Here is an 18,691-nt window from a genome sequence, read left to right as displayed (position 1 = left end):
TTAAAGAAAGTGAACAGATTTGTATAGTGATGAACAAAAAAAGAGGTGCATCGTGCATTACGACACACCTCCTTTTTAATTTACATCCCCTTTACCACGATTTTTTATATAATCATGAACAAACAGACTTGAAATAGCATTTATATTTAATATTGAATCAAACTTAAACCATTTATGAAAAGAATAATGTTCATTTTAGGAGTAAGCATCATTATGGCCTTACTTACTGTTACCGCAGCCTTGGCAGGTTGGTGGCTCGGAGCGTCTCTGCCTCTAGATATATCTGATACCACTCGACAAATAGCAGCATTACTCACCGCTTCTGCTTGTACATGGATACTCTATATTGTAAGTCGCAAAGTACTGACAAAAATCAGTCTCAAACCATACTAAATATATAGTCTATTAAAACAAAAAGGTCAACCGATTCTATATCATTCTCGATTGACCTTCTTATTTAAAATCTTGTTTTCATCATTCCTTATTTTCTGTTTCCTGTATCCCGGACTCTTCCTTTCCACGTAAATAAACAGAAGGTGCCACACCGAATTGTTGCTTAAAACATTTACTAAAATAGAACGGATCATTAATACCTACTTTATAAGAAACTTCGGCTACCGTATAACGATTTTCCAACAACAGTTCCGCCGCTTTCTTCATACGAATAATCCGGATATATTCATTGGGTGAATATCCCGTCACCCCACGTACCTTACGATAAAAAACGGTTCGTCCCAATCCCATCATCGAAGCAAACTCATCAATCGTAAACTGAGCATTACCAATCTGTTGATCCATAACCATCTGTAATCTGTCAGCAAATTCTTTATCCTTATCAGAGGTACAAATAGCCGGTCGTACCATATTCGGATCATTCGAAAATTTCTCACGTAATTTCTCACGTTGCTCTATTAGTTTGAAAGCGCGTGCCAACAGTAGTTTCGGGCTAAAAGGCTTAGTAATATATGCATCCGCACCACTTTCCACGCCTTCCAAATGACTTTCGGCAGAACTCATAGCTGTCAATAAAATAATAGGTATATGACTTGTATCAAAATCATTCTTCAATTTTCGGGTTACCTCAAATCCTGTCATCCCCGGCATCAGCACATCACAGATTATCAAATCAGCATCATACGTACGTGCACGTTCCAATCCAGACGGACCATCCGCCTCGGCCACAACTTCAAAATATTGTCCCACTTCTTCTTTCAAAAACTCACGTACATCGTTATCATCTTCTATAATAAGTACTTTACGCTTATTAAGTGGTGCAGATGGAAGTTCCACGCCCCCTTCTTGCGCCGATATTTCTTCTGCAAGAACAGCTGCATGATGTACTTCCTCCTCTTCCAACAACACATTATGGGGAATCAGAAAATCTTTTTCCTCATAAACAGAAATATCAGTAGGCAAACTGACCGTAAATATAGACCCACCACCTTCATTTTCAGTATATACTATCGTACCTTTATGTACACACACCAGTTCATGTGTCAAATGCAGGCCGACTCCGACACTACTACCCGAAAAGCTACTTTGCATAAAACGCTTAAATAACTCATTACGTTTCTCTTTAGGAATGCCTACACCGGAATCGGCTACCGATATGACCAACTGTTTCTTTGTTTCATCCACCGTCACGGAAAAAGTCACTTTTCCACCGCTGGGTGTATATTTGAAAGCATTAGACAACAAATTATAAGTCACTTTGTCCAAATAACCCTTATCGATAAACATCTTATAAGAAGCTACAGATGGCAAGAACTTGAAATCCATATTCTTAGACTCAGCAGCATCATTGAAACTCAAGAAGATTTCATACAAGAAAGCCATAACATCCGTTTCCTCCAAAGAAAGGGCCAGTTTATTATTCTGCATCTTACGGAATTCCAGCAACTGATTGATAAGACGCAACATACGCTGAGTGCTTTTATCCATGACCTTCAATGAATAAGCCATTTCTTTAGGGATTTTACCACCACGCTGCATCTTTTCCAATGCTCCTTGTATCAAAGTCAAGGGAGTACGGAACTCATGAGAGATATTCGTGAAAAAAACTAATTTATACTCTGTCAGCTGTTTCTCCACCTGTATACGATTACGCAAAGTATTAAAGTCACGCATCAGTCTGAAAGTGATATATAGCGCCACCCCTATCAAAATAGCATAAATAAAGAAAGCCCAAGTAGTTTTCCAAAAAGGAGGAACAACAATAATCTTCAAAACCGTTTCTTTATCTCCCCACACACCGACCCCATTGCAAGCTTTCACCCGCAATTTATAAGTACCGGGTGCCAGGTTCTTATAAGCTGCAAAATTCAACGAAGACGGTATACTCCACTCTTTATCATAATTATCCAACCGATACGTATATTTAGTACTATTCGTTCCGGAATAATCAAATGTAGAGAAATCTATGACAAAAGAATTTTGAAAATATTTCAACTCGATTTCATCTGTATAAATCAACGAACGGTCTAACGGAGAATCCACATCGCCCGGGCGCATGGCAATACCATTAATTCGAAGATTGGTAAAAGCTGCCATAGGAGTTACAGTGGAATTATTCACAATTTTGCCGGGAGTGATAACAACCAATCCATAATTAGAACCAAACATCAGTTTGCCATCCTTACTCACACAACCACTGTTCTCACTATAGACATTCCCCAACGCATATGCCGAGAAAAAGAAATTTTCAAAGGCATGTGTATCCGGATCAAAACGAGAAATACCATATTCCGTCGCAACCCAAAGTTTGCCTTCCCTGTCTTCAACAATAGATTGCACCATACTGTTTACCAGTCCGTTACTTCCATCATAATGCTCAAAAGTCAAGTTTCTGTAATCACCTTCTGGCATACACATACTGAAGCCTTTTCCTGAAGTACCTACCCATATCCGGCCTTTACTATCTTGATGGATACATTTTATTTCATTACTACGTAACTTACCGTTATTATAATTATAAGTAATATAGTTATCCGGGTCATTCATTAACGAATCAGGATTAAATATGTAAACTCCGGCACTGGTGCCCACCCATATCCATCCATTATTGTCTTCCTGTATCACACGAATCTGGCGCTGGCTATAAAAATTGTTCAAAAACCGCTTGAATACATACTTATCCTTTTCCTTCACCGCCAAATTCAATCCACCGCCAAAAGTACCTATCCACATTCTATTCTTCCGATCCCGGTAAAGAGTAAAAATATTATTATTCCCAATAGACAGAGGATCATCCGAGTGATAAGTGTACCATTTTCCGTCAATACTCAATCCGTTTCCACGGCTACCCAACCAAATACTACCATCAGCCCCTTCCTCAACAGCATAAATGTTAGAATCAAAATAACGACTGCTCTCTATCGTTTTCAAATGAGGGTCATAAATATACAATCCTCCACGACGGGTACCCAGCCAAATCTTATCATCAGGCATACGGTTGATCATACGCACGGTATTTGAACGGTCTGATAAAGTTTCATCTTCAGGAAAAACACGCTCAGCTCCTTCATTCAAGACCGAAAGACGAGAAATACCCGTATATTCCGAACTGACCCAAATACCACCGGCTCGATCCTCCATAATATATTGCAAGAAATTTGAAGTGATATGACTGAATCCATTAATATTGGATTCGAAATGCTGCAATTCATCAGTTGCCAAATCATAAGCAAACAAACCGTTACCATAAGTGGAAATCCAAACAATATCACGAGAATCATGAACGATGTGGTAACGTTCCTCATCTATATAATTTACTTTATCAGCCGGAATCAGTTGGAAAGACTTGACAAATCTGGTCTTGGCGTTGACATACCATACCTTACCTGTATGATTATAAATCCAGAAATTCCCCCGGTTGTCAATCTGAACTTGTCCTCTTGCTATATTCAGTTCCGTATCCCGGCTCACCTGATGAGTTCTCAAATTAAAGACATAACTGCCATCTTCCGTAAAAACGATCCAATCGTTTTGCAAGCGCATGGTACTATATACTTTACTACCTTCACCTAAACGGGTAACAATACGGCTATCCTCTCCTTCTCTCTTCAACGAAATTGTTCCTGTTCCCGAAAGAAAAAAAACATCTTTACCAAAAGACATCATCTTGAAGGCATCATGATTTTCTTCCACCAATACTGCCTTGTTCCCTACCACTTGAGCTATACCGTCATGGCTACCAATCCATATTCTTCCTTGCTCATCCTCAGATATATAAGTAATATTATTAGAAGGGAGATTGTTATTTTCTTTCTTGAAAACCACAGATGTAAATTCACCATTCATATAAGTCACTTTACGACACCCGTTTCCATCCTGCCACAACCAAACATTACCTTCACGGTCAGTCATCTTGTAACTATACAGTTGCTCATATTCCCCACAACCGGTAAAATCAACAAAACAATCTTTCTTCAGATCATAACAACTAAACAACTCGGCAGAAGTCGCAATCCATAAGAAACCATTTTTATCTTCTTCCAAATCGCGAATCCGATGGTCTATCAACGAAATTTTATTTCCACCCTCAGGACGATAAGTCACAAACGAATTCCCGTCATAACGACTAAGTCCATTCAGCGTTCCCATCCAAATAAAACCTTTGCTATCCTGATATATATACCGAATTGAGTTATTGGCGACCCCATCTCCCGTAGTCATATGAGTAGAACGCACCTCGACTGATGCGGCAATACTCTGACTGAAAAGAATAAAGAATGCCCATAGAGCATAGATGTGTTTTTTCATATCATTTATCACAGTGTTTTTGTCTTGCAAAGGTATAAAAAAAGAGTGTATCAGAATGAATCGATACACTCTTTTTTATTTTAATCCATATGGAAGACCTCGGGCAGCGGAATAGTAACCGGAGAGTTATCCGGATTCACTTCCATGATATCCGCCATATAGTCCCACCATTTCTGCACGATAGGATTGGCTCCCATATCTTGCGAAGACTCCTCTCCTTTAGTTTTCTGACAAGCAAACAGAATATTTGTATCCTTGTCCCAATAAATGGAGTAATCATATACTCCTCCATCGGACAACATTTTTTTTAATTCCGGCCAAATGGCTGCATGTCTCTTCTCATACTCTTTCTCGAAGCCCGGCTTCAAGAACATTTTAAAAGCTTCACGTTTCATGGTATTTTCCTCCTTTTTATAAAGTCCTTGTTTTTACTTATTTAGTTTCTCCATCCATTACATGGAAAATTGGTTCGGAAGTCTTTTGTTCCGTACGGTAATATTGCACGGCACTATCATTCATTTTAGGATGCTGCTTGTTCAGCAAATTAATCATCTCAGCACCCGCCCAAAGTACCGGTCCATAGCCGTGGGCAGCATACACATTGACCGGACGATAATAATAAAAAGCCGGATCAAAAGCCATACCTGTACCTACACAAGTTCCGTCCACCTGACCTTCCGCATTGATTTGGGTGGTAACGGCATGCCATCCCAACTGTGCCACCGGACCGTATGCCATAGCGTCAATCCATCCTTTATTGATAGCATGGGCAAAGCAATATACATAAATAGCCGTGGCCGAGGTTTCCAGATAAGAATCGTTACGATCCAGCAACTGATGCCAGAAACCTTCACCACTCTGGCAGGCAGCAAGACCACGTACATGAGCACGGAACAGCTCCAGTATTTTATCGCGCTGAGGATAATCCTCCGGCAACACATCCAAGACCTCACACATAGTCAACAACGCCCAACCATTGGCACGTCCCCAATGGAAAGCAGGATGATCCTGCATACCTTCCACCCATCCATGACGGAAAAGGTTTTTCCCGGGTACCCACATACGGTCCGCAAATTGAAATATCTGACGTACAGCTTCGCTCAAATACATTTGCTTTTTATCACCGGCAATACATGAATACCAAGCTACCGGCGGAATACCCATAAACATATCGTCCAACCACAGCGTATTATGTTGTGGACGGGTACGGGCAAATGTTCCATCAGCAAGACGATACTCCTTATTCACAATAAAATCCATATAATTATCAATCAACGGCTTAAGTTCCGGTGAATTTTCCTTCATCTGCACCTTGACCATAGCCGCACACACCGCCCCGGCATCATCCAATGCATGAGGAGTCAGAATTTGTTTCATCTGCGGATCTACAGTTCCATACTTTTCCAATACCTTACGGAAGTGCGGAGCAACCTCGGCCAGAAACTGAAAACGATCTGTTACATATTTATAATAAGCCTGATCCCCCGTAGCCTCAGCAGCAGCCAACATAGCTGAATAAGTCACCCCCCATTCATAACTTGCCAAACGGAAAGCACCTCGTTCCAGCTGTGCATCAGCCGTCATATTGGCATAATCCGTAATAACCTTACCTGTATTCTTATCAACGACACGAGTCGGAGTATTCTTTTCCAAATAACGAAGGACACGATCCATATCGGCCTTTATCTCCTCTGTAGTGAGCATACCGTAAGGCACTTTGTATGCAGGTTGCAACAAATGTAACGGCGTATTCGAATCATTCAGTACTTCTTTCTTCTTTTGCGCATTCGCACCCGTTCCAGCCAGCAGCAACAGAGCGCCCATCATGCTTAATGTTTTCAGATTCATGGTATATAGTCTTTATTTATTTTTAAATTCATAACCTCTAAATATCCCCTCTTTCAAGTCCGGTCCGAAATAAAAACCAGGCTGGGTAGGCTGGTTGTATGCCACATTTTGAGTAGCGATACTGATACGATACACCGGATCTTCCAAGAAAGTATGAAAACGGTATTCAGTCGGTATCCGCGACACATACAGACGAAGTGCCGAATTATCTTCCGTACGGAGCAGCACCTCCTCACGCCAATCACCTATTATATCTCCCTGCAAACAAGGATGGGACTTCGTACCATTATTTGAATCCGTTCCATCAAATATCATTAACGGACGACATACATCGTCTTCCCAATCATACTTGGTTATCCTGTTTTTATCCAGCAACTCACGAAGCAAATCTCCATCCCACCATACAGCCATATTGACTGAAAAGCTCTTGAGGTCAGGACGAATCACTTCACCTTTTATATTACGTACTCCTTTTGAATCGGATGACCACATCTCCACTCCCGGATTGCGCGGATCAACATCAGCAGCCATACACCGGCCTACATCTATACTACTTTTCACCTGAAACAGCACTTCACCCGTAGCCGCATTACGGAAAGTGGAACCATCTTTCTTATTTTCATGACAATCCCAAACCTGCAAGCCTTTTAATCTGGGAGCAAATTGTGTCAGATGCATAGCGTCTCCATGCCCCATACGGGTAGAATACAATCCTTTTCCATCATGATCAATGGCACAAGAACCATACATTATTTCATCACATCCGTCACCGTCCACATCGCCTACGCGAAGATTATGGTTCCCCTGCCCGGCATAGTCTCCACACCCCGGATTATTGCTGTCGAACACCCAATGTTGTTTCAAGTTCTTACCATCCCAGTCGAATGCCGCCAGCACAGTGCGGGTATAATATCCGCGGCACATCACCACACTGGGATGTACTCCATCCAGATAAGCCACACAAGCCAGGAAACGGTCACTGCGGTTGGCACGGTTGTCTCCCCAGTCGGTCAGCTTACCACGAGCCGGAACATAATCTATTGTTTTCATCGCTTCTCCTGTCAGTCCGTTGAATACGGTCAAGTATTCGTTACCGGTCAGAATACGTCCCTGGTTACGAGGTGTATTTCCGTGGGAATTTCCGTCTGTGATACCCGGTTCACGGTAATCAGCCTTGGCATCACCTATTATCTTTCCTTTTCCATCCTTTGTTCCATCAGAAGTCTTCATGACTACTTCTGCTTTACCATCTCCATCCAAATCAAACACCATAAACTGGGTATAGTGTGCTCCGGCGCGGACATTATGCCCCAAGTCAATACGCCATAGTTTTTCTCCGGTCAGGCGATAACAGTCAAAATAAACATTTCCTGTATAACCGTCATGTGCATTATCATGTGCATTGGAGGGGTCCCACTTCAAGATAATTTCATATTCACCGTCGCCGTCCACATCACCTATAGATGCGTCATTAGGACTATAGGTGTATTTTTGTCCCGAAGGAGTCACACCTTCCGCCGGTCTGTCCAGAGGAATATCGATATAACCTGACGGAGCATTAGCCGGCAAAGTATAATTTCCATTCAACTTACCTGTTTCAACCCCATTTATCACCGGTTTTACAGTATATACCGCTTTTTCATTACCTGAGTAAGTATCCCGGTAAAAAGTACCTGTAGAATGGGGGACTTCCGCTATTTTCTCTCCATTTCTATATACATTGAAAGAAGTATTGATCGGATCGGAAGACAGGTAACGCCACGACACCACTACGTCCAATGGATTTTCACGAATGGCCACAACGCCACGCCCCAACTGCTCTTTTTGCAGTTTGGAATAATTGTAGGCCGGTTGGGCAACCGTACCGGTTGCCACACACAGAGCTGCTAAAGCACTCCATAGTTTTTTTTGTGTTTTCATTGTTTATCTTGTTTCTCCTTGTAAATTATATTTTCCTCCACCACATTCTCCGCATTTACCACATTCTTCACAAACTTTGTCACTTCCCCCACAGTCACATTCCTTATTTCCACGTTTTTGATAGGAAGGCGGGCATCGCCTTTCAAATCATAAACAGCCTCGGTACGGTCGCAAGTCACACTATCCATATAAAGTCCGTTGATGAATGTAATGCTATCCTGATAGGTAGGTACCAAATCACGCCACTGGTAAAGCACATCCGTATCCACTTCGAGTACACGTTGCATCTTTCCCGCCTTCACATTTTTCATCCAGATATTTTCAATAAATCCACCACGACGATGATTGGTTTTGGCAAAGAAAAGACGGAATACAGAATCGGGAGCCGTACAATTGTGTATGTACACATTCCGTACACCACCAGACATTTCACTACCGATTCCCAGTAACGTATGTCCTTTCAAGATATCACAATGGCGTATCACAATATTCTCACAAGGAGTATTCAGACGCCATGCATCCTGGTTACGCCCTGCCTTTATAACCACAGCATCATCTCCCTGATCGAACACACAGTTCTCTATCAGGAAGTTACGGCTCATTTCCAAGTCAATTCCATCATTATTATGACCATGAGCCTTTACATCCAAATTACGTACGATACCACCATCACACATATAAAGATGTATCGTCCAAAAAGGACTCTGGCGAATCTTGAATTCATCCAGCAACACATTTTTACACCGGTTGAAATGAATCAGATGAGGACGAAGATGGTTTTCTCCTTTTGCCATCTGACGCTGTTCTACAGGTACATCGGTAGAAGCCATCGTATATAACTCTTTCAAAGCATCCATGTGAGGTTTAGGACGTTTGAACCAGATTTTCCAAGTATCCATGATAGGAGCCAGTGTCCCTTTTCCGGTAATAGCAATATTCTCACAATCCATAGCATACAGCAACGGAGAATAGTTATAACATTCCATACCTTCCCATGAAGTCATCACAGCAGGCAGATAATCAGAGGGATTATCTGTAAAGCGTAATATGGCATTTTCTTCCAAATGAAGATTTACATTACTTTTAAAATGAACAGGTCCTGTCAGCCATTCCCCTTCAGGAACAACCACACGACCTCCTCCGGCCTTATTACAAGCTGCTATGGCTTTGGCGATAGCTTCCGTATTCACTGTTTCCCCACCTTTCACCGCACCATAATCCACAATGGAAAAATCTTGTTCGGGAAAAACACATTCTTTGATGGGTTCCATAGCAAAAGGAGCATCGACAACTACCGTTTTATACTTTGGAGCCGGTGCCGTACATGATACGGCAAAAGCTACGGCCGCAATACCAGCCAAGGATTTTAAAAAAGTCTTCTTCATTTTATCAGTTGTTTTTCATTGTAATTTCTGTATGCACAAATATCCTGAATATCTTTGTTCACCCTATTTTATCCGAGGCATATAAAGGCATATCTGATCCAATACCACACCTTCATCCAATGCGGTAAAAATTAAACGATGGGAAGCTTTCCGTGCAACAGGAAGAATCATCCGGCGAACAGCCTGATTACACAAAACATTCTCCTTCCATTCTTCACTGCGTCCTTTAGTTTCATACGAAACAGCCTCCGTGGCACTTCCATCCAAAGAAATGGTAAAACGCAACCGTTCTCCTTCTACCGGATGATTAGGCAACAACCGTACTTCCACCTCGACAGAATCCGTTTCCCATGCAGCAAATTCAAAAGTCAGTTCTTTCTTTTTCTCCACCGCTACCGCCTTTCCTTCATAGCCCAGCCCTTCACAAATAACCGATGCCCCTTCAACACAATCAGCGCCATTCCATGTATAAACTGCCTGAGGTTTTTCAAGCAGCCCGGACGATAGTGCTTTTCTTTCCACCCGGTTGAAAACCAGAAGTCTGCGTGGTTGGAAATCCATCATACGGTTCCATTTTGTTGTGTTATAGGTTTTTGTCAATGAAACTATACTGTCATACGCCCTGTCACTATCCGCCCAATCAGCCTTTCCATGACGCGCCAACTGGGCTGTCAGCAATTTGTTATTCATTTGAGCAGCCGCCTGAACAGGATACTTCACCAACTGAAAATAAGTTTCTTTTTTCTGTGCAGGAAGCGCATGCCATTCCTGCTCCACCTTATCTGACAATTGTCTGTATGCGGCCAGACGTTCATTGATTTCCTGCTCACACCAAGGCAAATCACTGATCACTTTAAACTTAGGATCCTTCTCTTCCGTGCGGGTATTCCCCATAAATTCCGGCTTACGGATATAAGCCAAACGATAAGCTTCCTGCATGACGGGCTGTAACCGGTCAGCCCTATTTTTTCCAAACTCACGCTCCAGGAAATGACGTTGATGGGCAGCAACCCCCTGCTGCTTCACCGCTTCCAAGTTCCATGCCATATCCAGGAAAAGTTCTACCTGATATTCAGCCGGTTTAATATCTCCGACATTCAATATCCACATTTTCTGTATACCCCGCTCGTATGCCAAAGACATTTGCTGGTATACCAAGGAAGGATGGGCAGTTCCCAACCAAAGATAATCATGCGGACGCCCCCAATAGGACACGTGATAATACACTCCGTTTCCTCCCTTACGGGCACGCTCTTCCGCTGTAGGGAAATGACGGATATAACCATAATTATCATCACACCACATCAGCGTCACTTCATCGGGCACTTGCAGCCCGGCATGGTATACATCCAAAACTTCCTTATAAGGAATAAAGACTTGAGGCACCTGGGTCACATCCTTATTTACATATTTAGTCAACAAATCGCGCTGGTCCTTCAATACCTTGGTCAAAACAGCTTTTTGTTCTTCTATGGTCTTAGCACCATTCATCGCACCATCGTGTACGCCACGCATACCTAAAGTATACAGATTATCCAACTCTGCCACCTCCTTTACGCGTTGCTCCCAAAAAGACAAGACATGAGCACTGTTGTGAACATAGTCATACTCTCCCACTCCATCCCGTTTCCACTCACCATTGGTATTCCGCATCATCGGTTCACAATGAGAAGTTCCAATGAAAATACCAAACTTATCAGCCACTTCTTTGTTGCCCGGTGTAAAATAAAAAGGTACAGAACAGCCATGCATAGCCGGCCAGAAGGTATTGGCACGCAGACGAAGCAATAACTCAAAAATCCGCTCATGTGTTTTCGGACCGATTTGTCCTTTCACATCACTTGGTTCGTATGTCTGCCAGCTCCAAGGGGTAAGCCCCCAGTCCTCATCGTTGATAAAAATTCCCCGATACTCTACAGAAGGAGACTGCACATTCCGATAAGAAGCCGGTAGTTGAAAAATCTCTTTCTTTGCAGGCGTCGCATCTGCCCACCACTCCCATGGAGAAACGCCTATCAACCGTGAAAGTTCCATGACGCCGTATGCAGTACCACGCTTGTCACTGCCGGCTATAACTAATTTACCAGTGGAAGAAACGGTCAGCAGAAAAGCTTCTTTTTTATTTTTTATAGGAGACAAATCAACCCCTGCCTTATCGATCAAATTACTTTGTCCGATGGTTCCGACTATAATCATTCCTTTTTTACTTTCCGGAGTAACGATTATGCGGGTAGAAAAAACAGACTCCACATCACGATTGAGCAAATTCAAAGCTGTATGTACAACTTCTTCCTCTGAATTACCACAGGCAATAGTCACCGGTTCACCTGATTTCAAGATAAAAGGGTTCTGTCCATATACTGACAAAACAGCTAAAAAGAAAGCTAGAAAAGAAATGAGTTTTTTGTATTTCATAGTTTTTATTTTCAATATTGCAAAAATAAGACGAAATGGAATTAGATTCCATAGAATAAGATACAATAATATGGAAATTCGTCCATAAAGCCTGTATTATTTATCGTATTTACGGTGCTTTTTACACTTACAATAAATTTATAAAAATATAGGGAAGAGCATATAAGAATTTTCTCTTCCCCACATTAAGTATCAATTTTCGTATCCGGGATTCTGTTTTAAATTACTATTTTCATTCAAGGCTTTTTGTGGAATCGGGAATAAAATATGATAATCTTTTGCATCCATCCCATCCTTACGGGCATATTCTATATATTTTCCATGTCTGATTAAATCATCCCGTCTATGTCCTTCACAATATAGTTCACGTCCCCGTTCATCTAAAATAAAATCACGAAACGTATCCTTATTAAAATCGACCAGTTTTATTTCTGTTGCATTTGCCCGACGACGTATTTGATTAACCCATTCTATAGCCTCCTCTGACGGACCATTCAACTCATTCATAGCTTCAGCTTTTGCCAATAAAACGTCCGCATAGCGGAACATAATAAAATCATTGGACTGCCTTTCACCTTTCTGTTCCGGGTCTTCCGAATATTTCATCGGAGCAGCACCTGTCGCTTTGGGATGATCCACTTGTCTATAATCCACTTTATTCCCATCCGTATCCGTATAATACCGAACTATCGTTTCTAAACGTTTGTCTTGTTCTTCATATTTATCATAAAAAGTCCAAGGCATTTTCAAACCTCCCCAAATCGTTTTCAAATAAGTTCCCGCATATAATGGACTCGATGGCATAACACAAGCAAACCATGTCCAAGCATACTTGGCATTTGAAGTAGTCTGCCCTATTACAAATATAGCTTCCTTATGAGTTACACCTTCATTATTTATATCAAAAACAGCTTTATAATCAGGCAATAATTCATAAGTGCCTAAGCCTATAATCTCATCAGCCACCTGATTGACTTTGTCAAACTGTTTGGCACCCATATATATCTTCATCAATAACGTCAATGCCGCTCCCTGTGTAAAATGCCCCCAATCAGCAGCCGATGGGACAACAGCCAAATCCCGATAGGACTCTTCAATTTCCTTTACCATATAAGAAAGCATCTCATCTTCTGTCGGACGAGAAGGTTTCCACTCTACAGAAACATCATTCGCCACTTTCGGATCTATGACAACAGGAACAGGACCGAATAAAGAATGCAACAATTGCATATATAATACTCTAAGTACTCTCAATTCAGCCATTCCTCTTTTCTTTTTAGCTTCGGCTATATCAGCTTTTTCCAAAGCATCAATGATTCGAGTGGCTTTAGTTACCCCTCTTTGATATTTGAAATAAACATTTTCCGGAGCTGTACAATCATTTGCCGTCCATAAGAATCGATCCTGCTGCCTCCAAGTATGTTCCCACGAAGTATTCATTTCATCAGTCGGCAACATATTCAGAATAGCTCCACAATTATCCATTCCCGACTGTATATAACTATCAGCCAATGTATTATATACACCTACAATAGATGCATCCAGTTCCGCCTCCGATTTTGGGAAACCATCCGCATCGATATTATAAAATTCTTCATGGTCCAGATCGAAACATCCGGTCATACAACTTGCGACAGCTACAGATAAAATATATTTTACAAATTTATTTTTCATGACTTTTACTATTTAGAAAGTTAAATCAATACCAAATGAGAATGTCCTTTGATTAGGATAAGAAGAATAACTATTATCCGTCTCAGGATCCGCTCCCGTATAATTGGTTATACAAAACAAGTTTTGAGCATCTACAAACAGACGCGCATTGCTAAAAATACCCCCAAAAGCTTTTTTAGGAAAAGTGTATCCCAATGTAATATTTTTCAAGCGGACAAAATCAGCAGGTTCCACCCAAAAATCAGTATCATTATAATACTTAGTATACAAACCTGACGGATACTTACCTTCAGGATTAGTACTTGACCAACGGTCTCGTGCATCAGTCGGGACATTATCACTATAACGGAAACGTTCTGCCTTCAAAAACTGCGAACGAGTATTATTGTACAGTTCACGGCCTATTTCACCATAAAAGAAGAAACTTAAATCCCAGTTTTTGTAATTTAATGTATTGCCAATACCGAAACTCAAATCTGGAGTTTCACGGCAAATTATAACTTTATCAGCATCATCAATCATTCCATCAGACTCACCGGATAACTGCTTGCGCCCATCTTTATCTAAAATATAATCACCATTAGCATCTTTCAACCAACCATTCAAATCTTTTATTTTTATGCTACCAGGTGCTGCATCAGACATGTGGGGGACATTCTCACCTATCTGAATAATTCCATCACTCACATATCCCCATTTCACATGTAAAGGATCTGTTGTCGTATTATACACTGACAAGATAGTATATGGATTTCTCTTTCTCCAACGATCTTTATAACTGGACAAATTCAAATCAGTACTCCACTGAAAATCTTTAGTACGGATATTTACGGAACTTAATTGCAATTCTACACCTGAGCTTTGTGTTTCACCCAAATTATCAGCTACTTCAGATACCGGATAATAAGATCCCACATTACGTTTATCAAGCAAATCACTAACAATTTTATTGAAATATTCAAATGAACCGGTCAAACGATTATTAAAAAATCCAAAGTCAAGCCCCACATTCCATTCCGTTGTAGTTTCCCATTTTAATTTACGATTAGCAAGTTGCTTTTCTGCCACCCCATTAACCACTGCATTTCCAAACACGTAGTTATAACCAGTTCCATAATAACCATAAGTGTTACCTCCGATTTCTGCATTACCCGTCTGACCAATACTTAAACGTAATTTCAAATTAGACAATACACTTTGTCTTTTCATAAATTCTTCCTCGATAACACGCCAAGCAAAAGCTCCGGATGGGAAGAAACCAAAACGATTATCTTTACCGAAACGATCACTACCATCAGCACGAAGAGTAAATGTAAACAAATATTTATCAGAAATATCATAATTAATACGTCCGAAATAAGACAAATACTTAGTAACTGTCTTAGAACTACCGACAGTCTTTGTAAGATCACCACCAGCATTCAAATTGTTAACTCCAAAAGCATCAGTCAAAAAATCAGAATTACCGGCCTCAATATATTCTTCTATAAATTTCTGATAGGCATAACCTGCCATTACTTTCAAAGTATGTCCCTTGAACAAATCTTTTGTATAAGTCAAAGTAGCATCCAACAAATAATCATTTTTCCGTAACTCTTTCGTATAAGCCTTTGAATTAGCCTCATAACCGGTCAACATTGTTTTAGGATAATATTGATTAGTACGGGCAAAGCTTGAATTGACTCCCCAACTCATTCTGAATACCAACTCCTTTGTCAATGTTACATTCCAAAAATTATTTATCAGATAACGATTAGTTATTGTTTCATTCGTAATTTCTTTCCATGATACCGGATTGGCATGATTAGGATGATCCGGATTAATCAGATACTTACCTTCATCATCAAAGATTGAAAGATATTTAGGATATAACAATGCATCAGAAATAACTCCTGCCTGACTATCAGAAGAAGCCGATACTAATTTATCATTTGAAATTTGAGTCCCTGAAACAGACATACCTGTTGTCAACCATTTGGCGAGATCAACTTCCATACTTAATCTCCCCATAAATTTTTCGGAACCACTATTATATACAACTCCTTTTTGTCCAAAATGCCCCAAAGAAAGCAAATAACGAGAATTATCAGAGCCTCCATTAATAGACAAGCTTTCATTATTAATGATACCGGTACGGGTCACTTCATCAAACCAGTCGGTTACATTTCGCGCATTCTTTAACTGGTCATCTGTAAATGCTATTTTAGGTTTACTAGTTACCGTATTAGGATCAACATTACCATATGGATAAATCTTATTATTATACTTCCAATCTTCAATAAAAAAATCATTAGACATTTGCATATATTCCTTTGCATCCATCATATCATAAGGATTAGCCATAGTCTGGAAAGAAGCATTTGCTTTAAAATTAATATTCACTTTACCTTGTTTTCCACGTTTCGTAGTAACCAAAATCACCCCATTGGCAGCACGAGCACCATAAATGGAAGTAGAACTAGCATCCTTCAAAACCTCAATTGATTCTATATCATTTGGATTAACCGCATTAATATCCCCTCCAGGAAAACCATCAATAACATACAATGGAATATTTTCTGCATTCGTTGAAGCAGAACCACGAATAACCATTTTATAATCGCCATCGGGAGCTGCTGAATTCTGACGAATAGACAATCCGGGAACACGTCCTATCAGTAAATTAGAGACCTCAGTAGTAGCTGTTTGTGGAACTTCTTCCATTTTTACGGAAGCAACAGCTCCTGTCAGATTAGATTTCTTGACACTACCATAGCCAATCACAACGACATCTTCCAACACTTCAGTATCCTCTTTCAATATAAAAGAGAACTGAGTCTTGTCGGCAACATGAACTGTCTGACTTTCATAACCGATATAACTAACTTCCAATATTGCATTTTCCGGAACATCCAAAGAAAAAACTCCATCCAAATCCGTTATAGTCCCCAAAGTGCTACCTTTTACACGAACATTGGCACCAATAATAGGCTCTCCTTTTGCATCAAACACCGTTCCATTAATTTTCTTATTTTCAAGCCCAACATTTATATTTGCTTTTCTATTTGAAAGTATAATACTTTTATCTAGAATTGAATAAGAAATACCTGTATCTTTGAAAATTTTATCCAATACTTTAAAAATCGTTTCCTTTGTAACGGTGACAGATACCAAACGATTTACATTTATCTGTTTATCATTATAAAAGAAAGTAAACTCAGACTGTTTTTCAATCTCCCCCAAGACCTTTTCTATGGTTTGGTTCTGAACTTCAATATCAAGCAACACATTTTGTGAATAGCTATCCGCCGCCCTCATTACTCCGACGGCAAATAAAAACATAATAATAAATAGTCGCATAAATAATGGAATTTTTTTTAAGGTTAACCAATGTGTTTTTACAACCCAAAACAATTGGGTACATAGATAATTTTGCATAAATTTGTATCGATTTAAAGTTTACAATTTCTGCTCATCGTCAAATAAGCAGGGATTTCTGAAAAGACTTTGTTTTATACGGGAGAATACGCCATTATTTTCCCGTATTTTTCTTTTGGTGGATGTTTGTTTCTCATATTAGCTTCAGATGGATTAATAAATTTCTATTTTACTCTTTTCTTGTGTACTATCTGTTGTTTCAATATAACGGAAACGAAGCCCGGAAGATATTCTAAAATGCTCCAAAATACGATCCAAACGTTGATGTATAAAAGTTCCAGTAAACGAATTTTCTTTCAATGCCGGATCTGTTATCACAAAATCCACATTGAACCGTTTGCTTAGCATACGTAACGCTTTTTCAATAGGAGTTTTATAAAGTATAATCTTACCCTCTTTCCAAGAAATATCCGACAGAACAGCCGCCCGTGAAACAAAAACCTCCCCTGATATAGAATTATAGGTAATCTTCTCACCAGGCAACAGATCCATTCGTTTTTTTCCTCTTTCTGAATCATATTGGAACTGTACTTTTCCAGATACCAAGGTGGTATTTACTTCATCCTCTTTTTCATAAGCTTCTACATTAAACTCAGTACCCAGCACTTGAATCTGAGTGTGATGAGGAGTCTGAACGGTAAAACGGCTATCCACATTTTTTCTAACAGAAAAATATCCTTCTCCTTGTAATATTACATTTCGTTCATTTTTAGCAAAACGAACGGGATACTTCAAATAAGATTCCGAATTCAGCCATACGCGGGAACTATCTGGCAAAACAATAGTTGTAATCATTCCCGGATTAGTGCGGACTTCAATAAAGCTCATCTCATCCTGTCTATCGGCATTATAATATAAATACAAAGTAGACAGCAACAAAGGTATGGCAAGAATAGCAGCGGCACGTTGTGCCCATCGCCCCCATTGTAGCTGTCGTTCCCTTCTTATCCTGCCTCTGACTTCCTTCAAGGCAGCCCGTGCATCAGTCCGTTTTAAGGTATCCATTGTTTTTGTGGCAAAAGAAAGATAATAAATCTGTTTGGCCAGCTTTTTATTTGCTTCGGAAGAGATAATCCATTTTTCAATCTCATCTTTCTCACTTAGAGTCACTTCTCCTTCAAAATAACGGAGTAAAAGCGCTTCATCTATTCGGGTATCTGAATTTATCATAATGTCCTTTTATAATAAGTCTAACCAAGATCAAAAGTTCCTAAACCAAAAACTGTTTTTTTTGAATTATTTTTCGAATAGGTACTTTCATGATTAAAATT

9 protein-coding genes are annotated in these 18,691 nt (G+C 40.0%); all 9 read right to left on the bottom strand.

From position 1 onward, the window contains the following. Positions 1–474: 474 nt before the first annotated feature. On the bottom strand, positions 475–4,761 hold the full coding sequence (locus tag AB5062_RS15230) for a two-component regulator propeller domain-containing protein (RefSeq protein WP_117696355.1): 4,287 nt from the start codon (positions 4,759–4,761) through the stop codon (positions 475–477). Between the two features lie 80 nt (positions 4,762–4,841). Then, positions 4,842–5,156 (bottom strand): L-rhamnose mutarotase, encoded by a 315-nt coding sequence (rhaM, locus tag AB5062_RS15225; RefSeq protein WP_005853508.1) that lies wholly within the window; start codon positions 5,154–5,156, stop codon positions 4,842–4,844. Between the two features lie 37 nt (positions 5,157–5,193). Beyond that, positions 5,194–6,609 (bottom strand): glycoside hydrolase family 105 protein, encoded by a 1,416-nt coding sequence (locus tag AB5062_RS15220; RefSeq protein WP_005841927.1) that lies wholly within the window; start codon positions 6,607–6,609, stop codon positions 5,194–5,196. A 12-nt stretch (positions 6,610–6,621) separates the two neighbouring features. Beyond that, on the bottom strand, positions 6,622–8,529 hold the full coding sequence (locus tag AB5062_RS15215) for a rhamnogalacturonan lyase (protein ID WP_368326963.1): 1,908 nt from the start codon (positions 8,527–8,529) through the stop codon (positions 6,622–6,624). Beyond that, positions 8,526–9,914 carry a glycoside hydrolase family 28 protein gene (locus AB5062_RS15210; protein ID WP_217755098.1) on the bottom strand — a complete coding sequence of 463 codons (1,389 nt, stop codon included), beginning with the start codon at positions 9,912–9,914 and terminating at the stop codon, positions 8,526–8,528. Before AB5062_RS15210 ends, AB5062_RS15215 begins: the two co-directional genes overlap by 4 nt. 63 nt (positions 9,915–9,977) lie before the next feature. Then, positions 9,978–12,329, bottom strand: coding sequence for a glycosyl hydrolase 115 family protein (locus tag AB5062_RS15205; RefSeq protein ID WP_368326964.1), 2,352 nt, complete (start codon positions 12,327–12,329; stop codon positions 9,978–9,980). 192 nt (positions 12,330–12,521) lie between these two features. Beyond that, a complete protein-coding gene (locus AB5062_RS15200; protein ID WP_008670310.1) occupies positions 12,522–14,003 on the bottom strand; it encodes a RagB/SusD family nutrient uptake outer membrane protein in 1,482 nt (493 codons plus the stop codon). A gap of 12 nt (positions 14,004–14,015) precedes the next feature. Next, positions 14,016–17,420, bottom strand: a complete 3,405-nt coding sequence (locus AB5062_RS15195) for a TonB-dependent receptor (RefSeq protein ID WP_229096972.1) — start codon at positions 17,418–17,420, stop codon at positions 14,016–14,018. 153 nt (positions 17,421–17,573) lie between these two features. Continuing rightward, positions 17,574–18,590 carry a FecR family protein gene (locus tag AB5062_RS15190; RefSeq protein ID WP_008670314.1) on the bottom strand — a complete coding sequence of 339 codons (1,017 nt, stop codon included), beginning with the start codon at positions 18,588–18,590 and terminating at the stop codon, positions 17,574–17,576. Between the last annotated feature and the right edge of the window lie 101 nt (positions 18,591–18,691).

The organism is Phocaeicola sp. RTP21359st1_B8_RTP21360_211022, from assembly GCF_040911965.1.
Lineage (GTDB): Bacteria > Bacteroidota > Bacteroidia > Bacteroidales > Bacteroidaceae > Phocaeicola > Phocaeicola vulgatus.
The sequence above is the reverse complement of the archived record's forward strand: the minus strand, read 5'-3'. Positions and strand labels throughout refer to the sequence as shown.